The sequence below is a fragment of the Micromonospora narathiwatensis genome, assembly GCF_900089605.1.
Classification (GTDB): domain Bacteria; phylum Actinomycetota; class Actinomycetes; order Mycobacteriales; family Micromonosporaceae; genus Micromonospora; species Micromonospora narathiwatensis.
This window is the reverse complement of sequence record NZ_LT594324.1, coordinates 3,633,026-3,651,496: the sequence shown is the minus strand read 5'-3', so window position 1 is coordinate 3,651,496 and position 18,471 is coordinate 3,633,026. Positions and strand designations below refer to the sequence as shown.

Here is an 18,471-nt window from a genome sequence, read left to right as displayed (position 1 = left end):
GAGTCCGCCCTTTCGGTCATCGCACGCCTCCGGCCACCGTCTCCGCCAGCGCCGCCCGCAGCGCGAAGCCCTGCGAGCCCCGGGCCGCCTGCGGCCAGAGCACGGGCAGCCGGTTGCCGTGCGCCACACCGATCACCCGCCATCCGCTCTGCAACAGGGCGAGCGCGGCGGTGCCGTGCGCGCGTTCCGCCTCGGCCCGGGCCTTCGGCGGCAGGTTCAGCCAGGTGGTGCTGTCGAGCAGAAAGCCGACGCAGGTCGCGCCGTTGCCGCGCAGGCCGGCCAGCAACTCCGCCTCGGCGGTGCTCAGCGTGCCGAACAGCGCGATGATCAGCCCGCCGTCGGACCGCTGCCGGACCTGCTGGACCAGCGTGGTGATCTCACCGCGCTGCGCCAGGCGTACGTCGGCGAGGTGGTCGAGGAGCAGTCCCTCGCCGGCCGCCTCGGTGGCGTCCACGTCCGCGCCGGAGCCGGTGACCAGGCGAAGCTTGTAGCCGGCCTGGCGCAGGTGCACGGCGATGCTGGCGGCGGCCGAGACCGCCCATTCGAAGCTGGCCGTCGGTCCGTCCCCGCGGTGCCCGGCGGCCCGGGTGTCCAGGACGACCGTGGCCCGGCTCTCCCAGGGCTGTTCCTCCCGGCGCACCATCAGCTCGCCCGTGCGGGCGGTCGACTTCCAGTGCACCCGGCGCAGGTCGTCGCCCATCCGGTACTCCCGGGTGGCGGCGTCGTCCTCGCCGTGCACCGCCACCGAGCGGGCCCGGCTGTCGCCGCTGCCGGCGTACTCGCCGGGGAGGCGGACCGTCGGCAACGGGGTGACCTGCGGGATCACCGTGAGGTGGTCGACGCTGGGGAAGGCGCGGCTGAGTTCGCAGAGCCCGAACGGGTCGCTCAGCCGGATCACCAGCGGACCCACCTCGTACCGGCCGCGCACGTCGGCCCGCACGGTGTACGCCACCGAGCTGGCCTGGTGCGCGCCGAGGCGCTCCAGCACCACCCGGGGCCGGCTGCCCAGCGCGTACGGCAGCCGGTCCTCCAGCAGCAGGGTGCCGGTGGGCAGCCGGGACAGGTTCTGTAGGCGCAGCACCACCCGGGAGCTGGCCCCGACCGGCACCCGGTGCGGCTCCAGCGAGCGGTTGCAGGCGAGCTTGTAGCGGCTGCGGCCCACGTACCACGCCGCGAGCAGCGGCAGGACGGCGAGCAGGACGGCCACCCGGAGCAGGTCCTTCTCGCCGAGGATGGCGGCGGAGAGGGCGGCGGCGACCGCGGCCGCCAGGAAGGAGCGGCCGCGGGTGGTCAGCCCGCGCAGCCCGTCGCGCACCTCACGGCCTCCGCGGCTCGAACGGCCCACGGCCGCTGCCGGGCCGGGTGTCGTACGGGGAACGCTTGCGGTCGGTGGGCAGCGGCAGCCGGTGCACCAGCTCGGCGACGATCGCGTCGGTGGTGCGCCGGGCCAGCTGCGCGTCGGCGGTCGGGATGATCCGGTGCGCCAGCACCGGCACCGCGAGGGCCTGGAGGTCGTCCGGGAGGGCGTAGTCCCGCCCCTCCAGGGCGGCCACCGCGCGGGCGGTGCGCAGCAGCTGGAGGGTGGCCCGCGGGGACGCGCCGAGCCGCAGGTCGGGTGCCTCACGGGTGGCGGTGACCAGGTCGATGGCGTACTGCTTGACCGCGTCGGCGACGTGCACCTGGCGGACGTGGCCGATGAGCTGGCGGACGGTGGCCGCGTCGGAGACCGGGCGCAGCTCGGTCAGCGGGTCGGTGGCGCCGTGGCCGTCCAGCATGGCCAGTTCGGCCCCCGCGTCCGGGTAGCCCATCGCGATCCGGGCGGTGAACCGGTCGCGCTGCGCCTCCGGCAGCGGGTACGTCCCCTCCATCTCGATCGGGTTCTGCGTCGCGATCACCATGAACGGGGTCTGTAGCTGGTAGGTGACGCCGTCGACGGTGACCTGCCGCTCCTCCATGCACTCGAGCAGGGCGGACTGGGTCTTCGGCGAGGCCCGGTTGATCTCGTCGCCGACCACCAGGTTGGCGAAGACCGCGCCGGGGCGGAACTCGAAGTCGTGTGTCTCCTGGTTGTAGACGCTGACCCCGGTGACGTCGCTGGGCAGCAGGTCGGGGGTGAACTGGATCCGCCGGACCGAGCAGTCGATCGAGCGGGCGAGGGCCTTGGCCAGCTTGGTCTTGCCGACGCCGGGCACGTCCTCGATCAGTAGGTGGCCCTCGGCGAGCAGCACGGCCAGGGCGAGTCGGACGGTGGCCGTCTTGCCCTCGATGACCTGCTCGATGTTGGCCACGATGGCCTCGCTGGCGGCGCGGAACTCGTCGTGCGGCAGCAGACCGCCCACCTCGTCCCAGGTCTGTTGTGTCACGGGCCTCCTCCTCGTCGCCTGGACGGCAGCTCTGTATAGAGCACCTGGACCCGCCGTTGGGTTCGCGACGCCGAGCCTCGTCTGCCGCAGAAATCTCACTGGTCTCTCAGGCTAACCATGTTTGTCGTCCTCGCCGACCCCCGCAGCCGGTCGGTCGCTTACGCCCGGAATATTCCCCGGACCGGGGGAATGTCCCGGTCGGTGGAGCGGGCCGGATGACCGTCAGGTCGGAGGAGTACACTGCCGGTCATGGCCGGAGTCTTCCTGCTTCTTACCGAGCCGTGCTGATGCGCTGAACGCGCGACAGCACGGCGGCCCCTCCTGCGCGAGGGGCTTTTTCGTGTCCGCAGCAGACCTCCCAATCCGACATGACCCGCGCCGAGGAGACGCCATGAGTGAGGCAGCCGCACCGGCGACCGACATTCCCCCGTTCCGGTACACCGCGACCCTGGCCGCGCAGATCGAGCACCGCTGGCAGGACACCTGGGAGCGGGAGGGCACCTTCCACGCGCCGAACCCGACCGGGCCGCTCGCCGACCCGGACCACCCGCGCGCCGGCGCCGAGAAGCTGTACGTGCTGGACATGTTCCCGTACCCGTCGGGCGCGGGCCTGCACGTCGGCCACCCGCTGGGCTACATCGGCACCGACTGCTTCGCCCGCTACCAGCGGATGGCCGGGCGCAACGTGCTGCACGCGATGGGCTTCGACGCGTTCGGCCTGCCCGCCGAGCAGTACGCGGTGCAGACCGGCACCCATCCGCGGACCACGACCGTGGCGAACATCGAGCGCTACAAGGCGCAGCTGCGCAGGCTGGGCCTGGCCCACGACGAGCGCCGCTCGGTGGCCACCATCGACACCGACTTCTACCGCTGGACCCAGTGGATCTTCCTGCAGGTCTTCAACTCCTGGTACGACCGGGACGCGAAGCGGGCCCGGCCGATCGCCGAGCTGATCGCCGAGTTCGAGGGGGGCACCCGGCCCACCCCGGACGGCCGCCCCTGGGCCGAGCTGACCGTGGGCGAGCGGCGGCAGGTCGTCGACGACCACCGGCTGGCGTACGTCTCGGAGGCGCCGGTGAACTGGTGCCCAGGGCTGGGCACCGTGCTGGCCAACGAGGAGGTCACCGCCGACGGCCGCTCCGAGCGGGGCAACTTCCCGGTCTTCAAGCGGAACCTGAAGCAGTGGATGATGCGGATCACCGCGTACGGTGACCGGCTGCTGGACGACCTGGACAAGCTGGACTGGCCCGAGCCGATCAAGCTGATGCAGCGCAACTGGATCGGCCGGTCCCAGGGCGCACACATCGACTTCCCGACCGACCAGGGCCCGGTGCGGGTGTTCACGACCCGGCCGGACACCGTCTTCGGCGCCACCTACCTGGTGCTGGCCCCCGAGCACGAGCTGGTCGACGTGCTGGTGCCCGCCGCCTGGCCGGCCGGGACGAAGGAGGCGTGGACCGGCGGGCACGCCAGCCCCCGGGCCGCCGTCGAGGCGTACCGGAAGGCCGCCGGGGCCAAGACGGACGTGGAGCGGCAGGCGGAGACCAAGGAGAAGACCGGTGTCTTCGTCGGCGGGTACGCCACCCACCCGGTCACCGGCGGGCGCATCCCGATCTTCATCGCCGACTACGTGCTGGCCGGCTACGGCACCGGCGCGATCATGGCGGTGCCCGCCCAGGACGAGCGGGACTGGGCCTTCGCCGAGGTCTTCGACCTGCCGATCGTGCGTACCGTGCAGCCGCCGGAGGGTTTCGAGGGCAAGGCGTACACCGGGGACGGTCCGGCGGTCAACAGTGCCGCGCCCGACCGCGGCCTGGACCTGAACGGCCTGGGGGTGGCCGACGCGAAGGCGCGGATCATCGAGTGGCTGGAGGCCAACGGGCGCGGCGTCGGCGCGGTGACCTGGCGGCTGCGGGACTGGCTGTTCTCCCGGCAGCGCTACTGGGGCGAGCCGTTCCCCATCGTGTACGACGAGACCGGCACGCCGATCGCGCTGCCCGAGTCGATGCTGCCGGTCGAGCTGCCCGAGGTGGACGACTTCTCGCCGCGCACCTTCGACCCGGAGGACGCCGCGAGCAACCCGGAGACCCCGCTGTCCCGGCGGCGCGACTGGGTCGAGGTGGAGCTGGACCTGGGTGACGGGCCGAAGCGCTACACCCGCGAGACCAACGTGATGCCGCAGTGGGCCGGCTCCTGCTGGTACGAGATGCGCTACGTGGACCCGACGAACGGCGAGCGCTTCGTCGACCCGGCGAACGAGGCGTACTGGATGGGCCCGCAGGGCCCCGGCGACACCGGGGGAACCGACCTGTACGTCGGCGGCCAGGAGCACGCCGTGCTGCACCTGCTGTACGCCCGGTTCTGGCACAAGGTCCTGTACGACCTGGGCCACGTCTCGTCGTTCGAGCCGTTCCGCAAGCTGTTCAACCAGGGCTACATCCAGGCGTACGCCTACACCGACGCCCGGGGCGTCTACGTGCCCGCCGAGGAGGTCGTCGAGGTCGACGGCCGGTTCTTCCACGGCGAGACCGAGGTCAGGCGCGAGTACGGCAAGATGGGCAAGTCGCTGAGGAACGTCGTCACCCCCGACGAGATGTGCGCGGCGTACGGCGCGGACACCTTCCGGGTGTACGAGATGTCGATGGGCCCGCTGGAGGTGTCCCGCCCGTGGGAGACCCGGGCGGTGGTCGGCTCGTACCGGTTCCTGCAGCGGGCCTGGCGGGCGGTGGTCGACGAGCAGACCGGCGAGACGCGGGTCACCGACGCGCCGGCCGACGAGGAGACCCGCCGACTGCTGCACAAGGTCATCGACGGGGTCCGCGACGACATGGAGGCGATCCGGTTCAACACCGCCATCGCCAAGCTGATCGAGCTGACCAACGCGCTGACCCGGCTGTCGGCCACGCCGCGCGAGGTGGCCGAGCCGCTGGTGCTGATGCTGGCGCCGTTCGCCCCGCACATCGCCGAGGACCTGTGGCAGCGGCTGGGCCACGACACCTCCCTGGCGTACGCGGACTTCCCGACCGCCGACCCGGCCCTGCTGGTCGCCGAGACGGTGACGTACCCGGTGCAGGTCAACGGCAAGGTGCGCGGCCGGATCGAGGTGGCCGCCGACGCGTCCGAGGACGACGTCCGGGCCGCCGCGCTGGAGGCGGTGGCCGCCTCGCTGGCCGGCAAGGAGCCCCGCAAGGTCATCGTGGTGAAGGGCCGCATGGTCTCCGTCGTCGCCTGACCGTTCGGTGCGCCTCGCGCGCTCGTTCGGCACGCCGCGCGGTTTCGACGCGTCGCGTAGTTTCAGGGAAAGAGCGGTCATTCCGCGGAGAATGGCCACTCTTTCCCTGAACGAGGGCGATCGCGGAAGCAGGAGCCCGGGGCGGGAGCGGGACGGCCTCAGCGGATGCCGAGCGCCGCCTCGACCGCCGGACGGCGACGGAGCAGCCACTCTTGCCAGCCGCGTACCGCGTCGACCGCGCCGGCCGCGCGGAGCCGGCGCATGCCTGGTTCGTCCCGGTCGGCCCCGGCGTCGATTCCGCGCCAGGTGCCCTCGATCTGGTCGCGCATGACGTCCACCAGTTCATCCCGGGGGAGTGGAGCGCCGGGCGTCGCCGCGTCGTAGCCGTCGCAGAGCAGTCGGCAACGCCGACCAAGCTCGCCCGGGTCCGCGTCGCCGCCGAGGGCGGCCCAGTGCCAGGCGGCGAAGGCCACGTCCTCGATCCGCCGCCCGGGTGCGGCCAGGTCCCAGTCCAGCAGCGCCACCGGAAGCACCCCGGCAGGCGCGTCCCGGTACACCGTGTTCTTCGGGGACAGGTCGCGGTGGCAGACCGTCTCCGCGCTCCCGGCCAGGTGGGTGCCAGCGCACGCGTCGTGCAGCGCCCCGATCAGTTCGGCCAGCCGGGTCAGCGCAGCGTCGGAGAAGTACGCCGGTTCCTCCCGCTCCCGCCAGGGCACCCGCCCGTCGAGGTGGGTCAGCACCTGCCGTCCCCGCTCATCCGTCCCGAGGTGGTCGGGGGCCAGCCCCGGCGCGGCGGTGGCCAGGTGCCGCAGCAGGGCCGCCACGAACTCGGCGTTCGCGGGTGGCCTGCGGCGTACGGTGTCGCCGATCCGGACCACCTCGGCGATGAAGCCGCCGGGCAGCGGCTCCTCGACGGTGGTCATTCAGCTCGGGGCTGGCTGGCGCTCGGCGCGCCACCAGCGGCGGATGATGACCACGCTGGCGATCAGGCCGAGGCTGGCCGGCGCGACGGCGTACCAGTTGATCTGGCCGGGGGAGGTGACCGCCGCGCCGAGTGCCGCGTAGCCGACGGCGGTGGGGACGGAGGCGATCACGCTGCCGGCCAGGAACGGCGCCACCCGCGCCCCGGTGGTGCCGTAGCCGTAGCTGACCAGCCCGAACCCGGCGATCGGCAGCAGCCGTACGGTGATCACCCCGAGCACGCTCTGTCGGGAGAACCAGCCGTCCAGCCGGGCCAGCCGGCCGCGGACCCGCTCGGCGACGAACTCCCGGCCCAGCAGGCGGCCGACCGTGAAGCCGAGCGCCGCCGCGAGCAGCGCCGCGCCGAGCGCGTACGCGGCACCCGCCAGCGGGCCGAAGATCGCGCCCGCGGCGAGCGTGACGAAGGTACGCGGGACCAGCGCCACCATCAGCAGCGCTCCGCCCAGGATCGCCGCGAGCGGGGCGTACCCGCCGAGGGAGTGGGCGAGCCGGGGCAGGTCGGCCGGATCCGGCCGGGGCACCAGCAGCAGGGCCACCCCGCACCCGGCGAGCAGCAGGAGCAGCAGCCCGAACCGGCGCGCGGACGGCTGCCGGAGCAGCGCGGCGAACCGACGGGGGGACGGCCGGGGGCGCTGCTGCCGGGCGGTGGGGGTCACACCCGGGCGGCGGCGGCCACCGCGGCGCGACGCTCGGACCGGAGCCGGTCGGCCCAGGTGTCGTCGATCGCGGGCAGCTGGTGGATGCCGGTCGCCCAGCGCAGCAGCAGGTCGGCCAGGGCCGGATTGCGGGCCAGCGCCGGGCCGTGCGAGTAGGTGCCGAGCAGCTTGCCCCGCCAGGCGCCCTCGGTCGCCCCGTCGTTGCCGACCCCGGTGGTGACCCGGGCCAGCGGCGCCACCCCCGGTCCGAGGTGGGTCCGGCCGCCGTGGTTCTCGAAGCCGGTCAGGTACGGGATGCCCAGCCGCCCGTCGACGTCGCCGGCCAGCTCCCCGACGGCCCGGGTGGGCCCCCGGTCGGAGGAGATGTCCAGCAGCTCCAGCCCGGTGCACTTGGTGCCCTTGGCGAAGAAGGAGGTGCCGAGGAGCTGGTAGCCGGCGCAGACGCCGAACACCACCGAACCCTGGGCCACCGCCCGGTGCAGGCCGCCGTCGGCGATCAGCCGCTGCGCGCCCAGCGCCTGCGGGCCGTCCTCGCCGCCGCCGAGCAGGTAGATGTCGGCGGTGGCGGGCAGCCGCTGGTCGGAGCGGACCTCCAGCACCTCGACCGGCATGCCGCGCAGCTGGGCCCGGCGGGCCAGGATCAGGGCGTTGCCCCGGTCCCCGTAGGTGGACAGCAGGTCGGGGTAGATCCAGACGATGCGCAGGCTCTCAGTTGACACGGTCCAGCTCCGCTCGGATGTCCTGGAAGGCGGTGTAGTTGGCGATGACCTCCAGCCGGCCCGGTGGCACCGACCGGACCGCCTCGTCGAAGCCGCGTACGTGCTGGAACGGCACGCCGTTGACGTCGAGCCGGACGGCCAGGTCGTACGCCCGGTCGCCGGTGATCAGCACCTGACGGCCGCGCAGCGGCGCGAAGTCGACGTCGAAGAGCCAGGAGGTGTCCAGCCCGTCGGGGTCGCGCGCGTTGATGGAGAGCAGCGTCGGCGCCTCGTCGGCCATGTCGAACGCCTCCAGCCAGCTGGCCGGGTTCTTGGCCAGCAGCAGCCGGACGTTGCGCCCGTCCCGGTCGACCTGGGCGTAGCGGCCGGCGACCGAGGTGACGGCCCCGAGCCGGGAGACCGCGTCCACCGGCCGTACACCGAACTCGGCGGCGACGGCCAGCGCGGTGGCCGCGTTGCCGAGGTTGACCTTGCCGGGAATCTGGAGCCGCACCTTGTGCCAGGCGCCGGCCGGGTCGAGCACGCCGTCGTCCTCGACCGTCCAGTGCGGCTCGGGGCGGCGCAGTGGGCAGCCGGTGCACCACCACCGCTCGCCGGAGCGCTGGATGGTGGAACCGCACTCCGGGCAGACCCACGAGTCGTCGTGCCAGCGCTGGCCGGCGCTGAACCAGGTGACGTGCGGCGGAATGTGGCCCTGGGCCGGGTCGGCGGGCGGCGTGGCGGCCCACACCACCATCGGGTCGTCGGCGTTGGCCACCACCCGCACGTCGGCGTGCCGGACCAGCGCGGCGCGCCAGAGCTGCGCCATCATGGCGACCTCCTTGGCCCGGTCGAGCTGGTCGCGGGAGAGGTTGAGCAGGGCCACCACGTGCGGCTCGGTGGCCTCCAGCACCTGCGCGAGGTAGTGCTCGTCGACCTCCAGCACGGCGTACGGGGTGCTGCCGGCCTTGGCCAGCGCCGAGGTGTGGCCGGTGGGCATGTTGGCGCCGAAGGAGTTGGTGGCGACCCGGCCGAGCACGCCGACAGCGGCGGTGGTGAGCCGGGTGGTGGTGGTTTTGCCGTTGGTGCCGGAAACCAGCGCGATGGCGCGGCCGGCCGACAGGTGCGCGAGCAGGTCAGGGTCGATCTTGAGGCCGATCCAGCCGCCGATCACCGAGCCGTCGCCACGGCCCGCGGCTCGGGACAGCGCCGCGGCGGTGCGCGACACGGAGCTGGCCACCTTCGCCCGCAGGGGCATTTTCGCGTCCGTCACGCGAGCGAGGTTACCGGACCCCGGGGCCCGCCAGATCGTTGCCGACGGCGAACCGTTCGGGCGGGAGTGCCCGGCGGACGGCCAGCGCGCGGTCGCCCGGATGGAGTCGATCTATGTCGGGTAGCGGACGCGCGCCGTGGGGCCGCCCTGCCCTCCACTCCACTCCACCCCGTTTGACGTGCTCTTTTGGGCGCGGAAACGCCGCGCCACGCGGGCGTTTCCGGTTGCAGGTGGAGGGAAGTGGAGTAGAGTGGGGCGCGATGGTGAGGCCGGGAGGGCCACACCGGCCCGGGGGGTCAGCGGCGCCGCGAACGTCGCTCAGGGCGAGGGGGTTGGGCCGATGTTTCTCGGCACCCACACTCCGCGCCTGGACGACAAAGGCCGGTTGATTCTTCCGGCGAAGTTCCGGGATGAGCTGGCGGGGGGTGTCGTGATCACCAAAGGGCAGGAGCGCTGTCTCTACGTCTTCCCGATGCCCGAGTTCCAGCGGATCGCCGACCAGTTGCGCACGCAGCCGATGACGAGCAAGACGGCCCGTGCCTACAGCCGGGTCTTCTTCGCCAGCGCGCACGACGAGGTGCCGGACAAGCAGGGGCGGGTAACCATCCCCGGGCATCTGCGCTCGTACGCCGCGCTGGACCGCGACCTGGTCGTGATCGGCGCGAGCACCCGGGTGGAGATCTGGGACAAGGCGGCCTGGGAGGCCTACCTCGCGGAGAGCGAAGACGACTTCGCTGACATCGAGGAGGGGGTGCTGCCCGGCGGTCTGTAGGGCGTGACGACGCCCGACGTACTGCGAGATCTCCAGCCGCTTTCGAGTTCCTGGCACCCCTTCCCCGGTGCCAGGCGCACGATCCGATCGGAGGGCCGCGGCCTCCGGCGGGCGGGGAGCGGATGGGGATCTGGCGGTATGGCGGGGCGTCGTGGCGACAACGGACGCGGCATGGACGGAAGTGGGTTTCAACCGGTGGGGGTCGACATGGGGGAGCTACGCGGCACGCACGTGCCGGTGCTGCTCGAGCGGTGTCTCGAGTTGCTGGCCCCCGCGCTGGGGCGGAACCGACGGACCGTGCACGTCGACGCGACGCTGGGCCTGGCCGGCCATGCCGAGGCGGTGCTGGCCGCGCACCCGAACACGGTGCTGATCGGCCTGGACCGGGACACCGAGGCCCTGGCCCACGCGCGGGTCCGGCTGGCCCGGTTCGCCGACCGGATCCACCTCGAACACGCCGTCTACGACGAACTGCCCGAGGTGCTGCACCGGCTCGGGTACCCGGCGATCGACGGGGTCCTGTTCGACCTGGGCGTGTCCTCGCTGCAACTCGACGCGCCCGACCGCGGGTTCGCGTACGCGCAGGACGCGCCGCTGGACATGCGGATGGACCAGACCCGGGGGGTGACCGCCGAGGAGGTGGTCAACACCTACGCCCACCCGGAGCTGGCCCGGGTGCTGCGGGTGTACGGCGAGGAGAAGTTCGCCGGGAAGATCGCCTCGGCGATCATCCGGGAGCGCGAGCGGGCCCCGATCACCTCGTCGGCGCGACTGGCCGAGCTGGTTCGGGAGAGCATCCCGGCACCAGCCCGACGAACCGGGGGACACCCGGCAAAGAGAACGTTTCAGGCTTTGCGCATCGAGGTAAATCGGGAACTGGCCGCGCTGGAGACGGCGCTGCCGGCCGCACTCGACAAGCTCGCCGTGGGCGGTCGCGCGGTGATCCTGTCCTACCACTCGCTGGAGGACCGGCTCACCAAGCAGGCGCTCGCCGACCGGGTCCGCAGCAAGGGCCCGGTCGACCTTCCGGTCGAACTGCCCGGGTCGGGCCCGACGTTCCGGCTGCTCAGCCGGGGCGCCGAGCTGCCCGGCGAGGCGGAGGTCGCCGCGAACCCGCGGGCCGCCTCGGTGCGGCTGCGGGCCGCCGAGCGGATCGACCCGGAGGCGGCCCAGCAGGGGCGTACCGACCGCGAACGGTACCGCCGCCGGGTGAAGGCGATGCACCAACCGGGGACAGGGTCGCCGGGATCCGGTTCGGATCCCCGCTCGGCCCCGGGGGACGGCAACGGGACGGACGAAGAGGGGGAGGGGACATGAACGTCAATCAGCGCGACGGCCGGGACGCCGTCGGGCAGCGCGCACCGCGGTCGGGGGGCCGGACCGCGGCGCAGCACACCACGCGGGCCACGACCGCGACGGCGGGGGCCGACCGGCTCGACCGCCGGGAGGAGACTCGCGCCCGGGGGGCGCGCGAGTTCCCCACCCAGGGCAGCGCCGCGCTGCGGCCGGCCGAGCGGGCCGGGAAGACCGGTACGGCGGCACCGCGGCTGCGGGTCGCCCCGCCGCCGCCGGTGTCCGTGCCCCGGGCACCGTTCGTCGGCCTGATCCTGGTGCTGGTGGTCGGCGGGGTGCTCGGCATCCTGGCGATCAACACCAAGATCAACGAGAACGCGTTCAAGCTGGAGCGGCTGCAGCAGGAGCAGGCCCGGCTCGACGTCGACCAGCAGCAGCTGACGAAGGAGATCGCCGACCAGGAGGCGCCGGGCAACCTGACTGCCAACGCCCGCAAGCTCGGCCTGGTCGAGTCGGACGACCCGGCGTACATGCGACTGCCGGACGGGAAGATGATCGGCGTTCCGCATCCCGCGGAGGGCACGCCGGCCATCACCAGCCAGCAGGGCAACGGAGGCTGAGCAGTGCCGCCGAGATCGGATGAACCGCGCCGGGACGCCACGGGCTCCCGGCGCGGCTCGTCCCGGAGCGGCCGGGGTGGCGACCCCCGCTCCGGTGAGCCGGGGGTCGGCGGGATCTCCGACGCGCGGGCGTACACGCCCCGGGGGCGGACCATCCGGGAGGGCGGCGGCACGGCCCGGGCCGGCGTCGGCGGGGGCGCCGAGCAGCGGCGTACCCCGCGCGGCGGGCGTTCCGGCGACCCGTTCCGCCCGGCGTTGCAGGTGCTCGACGGCGGCCGGGCCGGGGCGACCCGCGCGGGCCGCCGGGAGGCCGCCGCGGGCGGCCGGGGCGCCCCGGTGCGGACCGTGTCGGCTCGGCCGGTGCGCGAGCCGTTCGACGACGACGAGCCGCCGCTGCGGCGTCGGCCGGGCCCGCGCCGCCCGGAGCGGCCGGCCGCCCGGCGGCCGGTACGCAAGCCGCGCCGCCCGCCGAAGCTCGCCGACCCGCGCCGCCGGCTGCGGCTCGGCACGCTGCTCGCCCTGGCGCTCTTCACCACCATCGGCATCCGGCTGATCTACCTCCAGACCGTGGACACCCCGGCGTTCGCCGACGGCGGGCTGGGCAAGCGGCTCACCGTGGTCGAGCTGCCGGCCGCGCGCGGGGCCATCTACGACCGCACCGGCGCCCCGCTGGTGCACAGCGTCGAGGCACGGTACGTCTACGCCGACCCGACCCTGGTCAAGGACCGGTTCGCCACCGCGAGACAGCTCTCGCCGATGCTCGGGCGGCCCGTCTCCGAGCTGGCCGAGAAGATGAAGCGGCGCAACCTGCCCGGCACCGGCACGCCGTCCCAGTTCGAGTACCTGGCCCGCGGGGTCGACATCGACAAGGCCAAGCAGATCATGGCGCTGGGCCTGGACGGCATCAGCGTGCACCGGGACGAGCGGCGCGAGGTGCCCGGCAACGACCTGGCGGCCAACCTGCTCGGCTTCGTCAGCTCCGACATGGTCGGGCTGGAGGGCCTGGAGGCGAAGTACGACGACCTGCTGCGGGGGCAGCCCGGCCGGAAGCGGTACGAGGTGGGGCGGGGGGACCTGGCCGCGCCGATCCCCGGCGGCTACAGCGAGACCACGCAGCCGAAGCCGGGCAGCTCGCTGGCGTTGACCATCGACCGCGACCTGCAGTTCCAGTGCCAGCGCATCCTGTCCGACCAGATGGCCCAGACCCGGGGCAGCGTCGGCGCGGCGGTGGTCCTGGACTCGTCCACCGGCGAGGTGCTGGCCCAGGCGAGCTACCCCGGCTACAACGCGGCCGCCCCGACGGAGGTCAGCTCGCCGACCGACCGGGAGGACGCGGCCACCAGCTTCGTGGTCGACCCCGGCTCGATCCACAAGGCGATCACCTACGGCGCCGCCCTCCAGGAGGGGGTGATCACCCCGGACACCGTCCTCCCGGTGGCCAACTCGGTCATCATGGGCGACACCCCCTTCACGGACACCCATCCGGCCAACGGGCGGCGGATGAGCATCCCCGGCATGCTGGCCTTCTCGTCCAACGTCGGGACGATCGAGATCGCCGAGAAGCTGGGCCGGGACCGGCTGATCGACTACCAGAAGCGGTTCGGGCTGGGGCAGCCCACCGGCGAGGGCATGCCCGGAGAGGCCTCCGGGCGGCTGCTGCCCGCCAACGAGTGGAGCGACTCGTCGTACGGGTCGGTCCCGATCGGGCACAGCGTGGACGCCACCCCGTTGCAGATGGCCGCCGCGTACGCCGCCATCGCCAACGACGGTACGTACGTCCAGCCGCACCTGATCAAGGAGACGATCGACCCGGCGGGGAAGCGGACCCCGGCCGCCGCTCCGGTCCGCCGCTCGGTGCTCAGCCCGAAGCACGCGGCCGAGCTGCGCCGGATGCTGGAGGCGGTCACCACGGTCGACAACGGCCCCGGCGAACGGGCCACCGGCCTGGCCGCAGCGGTCCCCGGCTACCGGGTGGCCGGCAAGACCGGCACCGGCTTGCGGTACGTGGACGGCAAGCGCCAGCCCGGCGAGGTCGGCTCGTTCATCGGAATGGCCCCGGCCGAGAAGCCGAGATACGTGGTGGCGGTCTTCGTCTGGAGCCCGGGCGGCGAGGGCGGCGCGGTGGCCGCACCGGCCTTCCGCGAGATGATGGGTTTCACTCTCCATCACTACCGGGTGCCGCCGTCGGCGACCGACAAGTCCCCCAAGTTCGAGGTCTTTCCGCGCTGAGCGGGCACGGAGGGACATCATCGGTGAGTGGCGACGAACCACCGGGGCGGCTGTGCGGTCGGGACCGGACGACCGGGTAGGGTCTGACGCCGTGCCCGGCAATCCACGTCCCCGTACCGTGAATCCCGTCCGGCTCGGCGACCTCGCCGCCAAGGTGGCTGTCCCGGTGCCCGAGGGGGCCGCCGCCGACGTGGCCGTCACCGGGGTGACCCACGCCAGCCAGGAGGTCCGCCCCGGCGACCTCTACGCGGCCCTGCCCGGTGCCCGCCGGCACGGCGCGGAGTTCGCCGCCGCCGCGGCCGAGGCCGGCGCGGTGGCCGTGCTGACCGACCCGGCCGGCGCGGAACTGGCCGCCGCCACGGGACTGCCGACCCTGCTGGTCGACGATCCGCGGGCGGTGCTCGGTGACGTCGCCGCCACCGTCTACGGCGACCCGACCGCCGGCCTGACCGTGATCGGTGTGACCGGCACCGCCGGCAAGACCTCCACCAGCTACCTGATCGAGTCCGGGCTGCGCGCCGCCGGGCGGACCACCGGCCTGATCGGCACGGTGGAGACCCGGCTCGGCGACCTGGTGATCGACAGCGTCCGGACCACCCCGGAGGCGACCGACCTGCACGCCATGCTCGCCGTGGCCCGGGAGCGCGGGGTCGACGCGGTGGTCATGGAGGTGTCCAGCCACGCCCTGGCCATGGGGCGGGTCGGCGGGGTGCGGTTCACCGTCGGTGGCTACACCAACTTCGGCTCCGACCACCTCGACTTCCACGCCGACGAGGCGGACTACTTCGCCGCCAAGGCGAAGCTCTTCGACGGGCGCTGCCAGGTCGAGGTGCTCAACCACGACGACCCGGCGCTGCGACCGCTGCTCAAGCCGGCGACCGTGACCTATTCGTCGGCCGGCGACCCGTCCGCCACCTGGTGGGCCGACGGCGTCGACGGCGAGGGGTACGCCCAGCGCTTCACCGTGCACGGCCCGGACGGGCTGACCCTGTCGACCGGCGTGGCGCTGCCCGGCCGGCACAACGTGGCCAACGCGCTGCTCGCCATCGCCACCCTGGTGGCGGCCGGGGTCGACGCGGGCACCGCGGCGGCCGGGGTGGCCGCCTGCGGCGGGGTGCCCGGCCGGCTGGAACTGGTCAGCGGCGACGCCCCGGTCCGCGGGGTGGTCGACTACGCGCACAAGGCGAACGCCATCGAGGCGGTCCTGGCCGCGCTGCGGCAGCTGACCGCCGGCCGGCTGATCAGCGTGCTGGGCGCCGGCGGCGACCGGGACCGGGGCAAGCGGCCGGTGATGGGCGCCACCGCGGCGGCGGGCGCCGACGTGGTGCTGGTGACCGACGACAACCCGCGTACCGAGGATCCCGGCGCGATCCGGGCCGAGGTGCTGGCCGGGGCGTACGCGGCGGACACCGCCGCGCGGATCATCGAGGTGCCCGACCGGCGGGCCGCCATCGAGGAGGCGGTCCGGCTGGCCGAGCCGGGCGACGTGGTGGCGCTGCTGGGCAAGGGCCAGGAACGCGGTCAGGAGATCAACGGCGAGGTGCTGCCGTTCGACGACCGGGTGGAGTTGGCGGAGGCGCTGCGCGCCCGGTTCGGCGACCTGGTGGGGCAGCGATGATCCCGCTGACCCTGGCCGAGGTCGCCGCCGCCGTCGCCGGCCGGCTGGTCGCCGCCGACCCGGACGCCCGGGTCACCGGCACGGTCGAGTTCGACTCCCGCAAGATCGGCCCCGGCGGGCTCTTCGTCGCCTTCCCCGGCGAGCAGGTGGACGGGCACGACTACGCCGCCGCCGCGGTGTCCTCCGGCGCGGTGGCCGTGCTCGGCACCCGCGAGGTGCCCGGCGTGCCGATGGTGCTGGTCGCCGACGCGCTCGACGCGATGGGGCGGCTGGCCCGCGCGGTGGTCGACCGGCTGCCCGCGCTGACCGTGATCGGGCTGACCGGTTCCTCCGGCAAGACCACCACCAAGGACCTGATCGCGCAGCTCGCCGCCCGACTCGGCCCGACCGTGGCGCCGCCCGGCTCGTTCAACAACGAGCTGGGGCACCCGTACACCGCGTTGCAGGCCGGCCCGGAGACCCGCTACCTGGTGATGGAGAAGGGCGCCCGCGGGGTGGGGCACGTCCGCTACCTGTGCGACGTGGTGCCGCCGCGGATCTCGGTGGTGCTCAACGTCGGGGTCGCGCACCTCGGCGAGTTCGGCTCGGTGGAGACCATCGCCCTGGCCAAGGGGGAACTGGTCGAGGCGCTGCCCGCCGACGGGCTGGCCGTGCTGAACGCCGACGACCACCTCGTCGACGCGATGGCCACCCGTACCGGGGCCCGGGTGGTCCGGTACGGCGAGTCGGAGCGGGCCGACGTGCGGGCGGTGGACGTGACGCTGGACGCCCGGGGGCGGCCGTCGTACACCCTGGTGACCCCGGAGGGGAGCGCGCCGGTGCGGCTCGGGCTGACCGGGCGGCACCAGGTCTCCAACACCCTCGCCGCCGCGGCGGTCGCCCGTGAGCTGGGGATGCCCCTGGCGGAGCTGGCCGCCGCGCTGGGCGAGTTGGGCCTGGTCTCCACCCGGCGGATGGACGTGTTCGAGCGCCCCGACGGGGTGACCGTGATCGACGACTCGTACAACGCCAACCCGGCCTCGATGACCGTCGCGCTGCGGTCGCTGGCCAGCATGGGCGGGTCGGGGCGTACCGTCGCGGTGCTCGGCTACATGGCCGAGCTGGGCGACTTCGAACGGGAGGGGCACCAGCAGGTCGGCCGGCTCGCGGCCGAGCTGGGTGTCGACCGGCTGCTCGTGGTGGGCGAGCCGGCGGCGCCGATCCACGAAGGCGCGACAGCGGTAGGTAACTGGGGAGGAGAGTCGGTGCTGCTCACCGATCAGGCGGCGGCCGTCGAGGTGCTGCGGAGCGAGCTGCGTCCGGGTGACGTGGTGCTGGTGAAGGGCTCCCGGTACCGCACCTGGGAGGTGGCCGACGCGCTGCGCGCGGCCGCCGGGAACGAGGCCGCCTCATGAGGGCGGTGATCGTCGCCATCGGGGTCGCCTTCATCGTCTCGCTGTTCTGCACCCCGATCGCGATCAAGGTGTTCGCTCGGCTGAAGGCCGGCCAGCCGATCCGGTCAAACCTCGGGCTCGCCAGCAATGAGGGCAAGAAGGGCACGCCGACGATGGGCGGCGTGGTCTTCATCCTGGCCACGGTGATCGCGTACGTCGCCGGCCACCTGGCCCTGACCACCCTGCCGGACATGCAGATCGCCCAGGTCGAGCCGACCATCACGGCGCTGGTGCTGCTGGGGCTGATGGTGTTCTCCGGCGCGGTCGGCTTCATCGACGACTTCCTGAAGGTCCGCAAGCGGCACAGCGGTGGCCTCAACAAGCGGGGCAAGCTGGCCGGCCAGATCATCGTCGGCGCGGTCTTCGGGGTCATCGCGCTCTACTTCCCGAGCACCATGTACGACCGGGCCGGCAACCGGACCAACGCCGAGACGGTGGGCAGCACCACGTTGAGCTTCATCCGGGACATCCCCGCGCTGGAGATCGGCAAGGTCGCCTCCGTGATCGTCATCGTCCTGGTGGTGATGGCCGCGACCAACGGGGTGAACCTCACCGACGGGCTGGACGGCCTGGCCACCGGCGCCTCGGTGATGGTGCTCGCCGCGTACGGGCTGATCGCGTTCTGGCAGTACCGGCACTGGTGCGCCGACCCGAACTACACCGAGGCGTACTGCTACACGGTCCGCGACCCGCTGGAGATCGCCCTGATCGCCGGGGCGGCGGCCGGGGCCTGCGTCGGTTTCCTCTGGTGGAACACCTCACCGGCCCGGATCTTCATGGGCGACACCGGCGCGCTCGGCCTCGGTGGCCTGATCGCCGGCATGGCGATGTCCACCCGGACCATCCTGCTGCTGCCGATCATCGGCGCGCTGTTCGTGATCATCACGATGTCCGTGGTGATCCAGATCATCTCGTTCCGGACCACCGGCAAGCGGGTGTTCCGGATGTCGCCGCTGCAACACCACTTCGAGCTGGCCGGCTGGAGCGAGGTCAACATCGTGGTCCGGTTCTGGATCATCGCCGGCATCGGGGTGGCCATCGCGTTGGGCCTGTTCTACAGCGAGTTCCTCGCCGCGGTCAGCTGAGCGCCGGGAAGGACGGGCCCTGGGGCCCGTCCTTCGCGGCGATCCGACACGCCGACCGGGCGGTTGCGCCACGGGCGGGCGGGCCGAGCCGCGATGATGAGCGGGTGGGGGAGGGACGAGACACCGAGGGCACCACCGACACGCCGGTCCGCCGGCCGCCCGCCGCGACCCGGACGGCGGACCCGCCGGCCCCGCTGCTCGGCTGGGACGCCGCCGGC

Annotated in this window: 14 protein-coding genes; 8 read left to right on the top strand and 6 right to left on the bottom strand. The window is 73.5% G+C overall.

All coding sequences use genetic code 11. The features are described 5' to 3' along the window. Nucleotides 1–16: 16 nt before the first annotated feature. Nucleotides 17–1,315: a DUF58 domain-containing protein gene (locus tag GA0070621_RS15455; RefSeq protein WP_091202472.1), complete on the bottom strand. Its 1,299-nt coding sequence runs from the start codon at nt 1,313–1,315 to the stop codon at nt 17–19. Between the two features lies 1 nt (nt 1,316). Then, nucleotides 1,317–2,363, bottom strand: coding sequence for an AAA family ATPase (locus GA0070621_RS15450; protein WP_091196159.1), 1,047 nt, complete (start codon nt 2,361–2,363; stop codon nt 1,317–1,319). Nucleotides 2,364–2,754: 391 nt separating this feature from the next. Between GA0070621_RS15450 and leuS the strand changes: the two genes are divergently transcribed. Further along, a complete protein-coding gene (gene leuS / locus GA0070621_RS15445; RefSeq protein ID WP_091196157.1) occupies nt 2,755–5,595 on the top strand; it encodes a leucine--tRNA ligase in 2,841 nt (946 codons plus the stop codon). A 158-nt stretch (nt 5,596–5,753) separates the two neighbouring features. On the opposite strand, the gene GA0070621_RS15440 is transcribed toward leuS, so the two are convergent. From GA0070621_RS15440 to GA0070621_RS15425, 4 genes are read right to left on the bottom strand one after another with little or no spacing between them, the layout of a single operon-like run. Further along, the gene (locus tag GA0070621_RS15440) at nt 5,754–6,518 is read right to left on the bottom strand and encodes a phosphotransferase (RefSeq protein ID WP_091196156.1); all 765 of its coding nucleotides are present in this window, start codon (nt 6,516–6,518) and stop codon (nt 5,754–5,756) included. Continuing rightward, a complete protein-coding gene (locus GA0070621_RS15435; RefSeq protein WP_231921060.1) occupies nt 6,519–7,175 on the bottom strand; it encodes a TVP38/TMEM64 family protein in 657 nt (218 codons plus the stop codon). It lies immediately after the preceding gene. A gap of 53 nt (nt 7,176–7,228) precedes the next feature. Next, nucleotides 7,229–7,951, bottom strand: coding sequence for a type 1 glutamine amidotransferase (locus GA0070621_RS15430; RefSeq protein WP_091196152.1), 723 nt, complete (start codon nt 7,949–7,951; stop codon nt 7,229–7,231). After that, nucleotides 7,941–9,188 carry a MurT ligase domain-containing protein gene (locus GA0070621_RS15425; RefSeq protein ID WP_091196150.1) on the bottom strand — a complete coding sequence of 416 codons (1,248 nt, stop codon included), beginning with the start codon at nt 9,186–9,188 and terminating at the stop codon, nt 7,941–7,943. Before GA0070621_RS15425 ends, GA0070621_RS15430 begins: the two co-directional genes overlap by 11 nt. A gap of 355 nt (nt 9,189–9,543) precedes the next feature. Between GA0070621_RS15425 and mraZ the strand changes: the two genes are divergently transcribed. The 7 genes from mraZ (at nt 9,544) to mraY (ending at nt 18,253) form a co-directional block, all read left to right on the top strand. Then, entirely contained in the window at nt 9,544–9,975 is a 432-nt protein-coding gene (gene mraZ / locus GA0070621_RS15415; RefSeq protein WP_091202469.1) for a division/cell wall cluster transcriptional repressor MraZ, read from the top strand. A 207-nt stretch (nt 9,976–10,182) separates the two neighbouring features. Beyond that, nucleotides 10,183–11,292: a 16S rRNA (cytosine(1402)-N(4))-methyltransferase RsmH gene (gene rsmH, locus GA0070621_RS15410; RefSeq protein WP_091202468.1), complete on the top strand. Its 1,110-nt coding sequence runs from the start codon at nt 10,183–10,185 to the stop codon at nt 11,290–11,292. After that, nucleotides 11,289–11,888, top strand: a complete 600-nt coding sequence (locus GA0070621_RS15405; protein WP_091196147.1) for a hypothetical protein — start codon at nt 11,289–11,291, stop codon at nt 11,886–11,888. The genes rsmH and GA0070621_RS15405 overlap by 4 nt, the downstream gene beginning before the upstream one ends. A 3-nt stretch (nt 11,889–11,891) precedes the next feature. Then, on the top strand, nt 11,892–14,117 hold the full coding sequence (locus tag GA0070621_RS15400) for a peptidoglycan D,D-transpeptidase FtsI family protein (protein WP_091196145.1): 2,226 nt from the start codon (nt 11,892–11,894) through the stop codon (nt 14,115–14,117). A gap of 52 nt (nt 14,118–14,169) precedes the next feature. After that, the gene (locus GA0070621_RS15395; RefSeq protein ID WP_197673905.1) at nt 14,170–15,735 is read left to right on the top strand and encodes a UDP-N-acetylmuramoyl-L-alanyl-D-glutamate--2,6-diaminopimelate ligase; all 1,566 of its coding nucleotides are present in this window, start codon (nt 14,170–14,172) and stop codon (nt 15,733–15,735) included. Further along, on the top strand, nt 15,732–17,129 hold the full coding sequence (locus GA0070621_RS15390; protein WP_091196142.1) for a UDP-N-acetylmuramoyl-tripeptide--D-alanyl-D-alanine ligase: 1,398 nt from the start codon (nt 15,732–15,734) through the stop codon (nt 17,127–17,129). Before GA0070621_RS15395 ends, GA0070621_RS15390 begins: the two co-directional genes overlap by 4 nt. Next, nucleotides 17,126–18,253 carry a phospho-N-acetylmuramoyl-pentapeptide-transferase gene (mraY, locus tag GA0070621_RS15385; RefSeq protein ID WP_091196141.1) on the top strand — a complete coding sequence of 376 codons (1,128 nt, stop codon included), beginning with the start codon at nt 17,126–17,128 and terminating at the stop codon, nt 18,251–18,253. The genes GA0070621_RS15390 and mraY overlap by 4 nt, the downstream gene beginning before the upstream one ends. The last annotated feature ends 218 nt before the right edge of the window (nt 18,254–18,471 follow it).

Excerpts from the sequence above, each read along its gene's own strand:
- leuS (WP_091196157.1), top strand. The coding sequence starts at position 2,755 with ATGAGTGAGGCAGCCGCACCGGCGACCGACATTCCCCCGTTCCGGTAC.
- GA0070621_RS15440 (WP_091196156.1), bottom strand. The coding sequence starts at position 6,518 with ATGACCACCGTCGAGGAGCCGCTGCCCGGCGGCTTCATCGCCGAGGTG.
- GA0070621_RS15425 (WP_091196150.1), bottom strand. The coding sequence starts at position 9,188 with ATGCCCCTGCGGGCGAAGGTGGCCAGCTCCGTGTCGCGCACCGCCGCG.
- mraZ (WP_091202469.1), top strand. The coding sequence starts at position 9,544 with ATGTTTCTCGGCACCCACACTCCGCGCCTGGACGACAAAGGCCGGTTG.
- rsmH (WP_091202468.1), top strand. The coding sequence starts at position 10,183 with ATGGGGGAGCTACGCGGCACGCACGTGCCGGTGCTGCTCGAGCGGTGT.
- GA0070621_RS15405 (WP_091196147.1), top strand. The coding sequence starts at position 11,289 with ATGAACGTCAATCAGCGCGACGGCCGGGACGCCGTCGGGCAGCGCGCA.
- GA0070621_RS15390 (WP_091196142.1), top strand. The coding sequence starts at position 15,732 with ATGATCCCGCTGACCCTGGCCGAGGTCGCCGCCGCCGTCGCCGGCCGG.
- mraY (WP_091196141.1), top strand. The coding sequence starts at position 17,126 with ATGAGGGCGGTGATCGTCGCCATCGGGGTCGCCTTCATCGTCTCGCTG.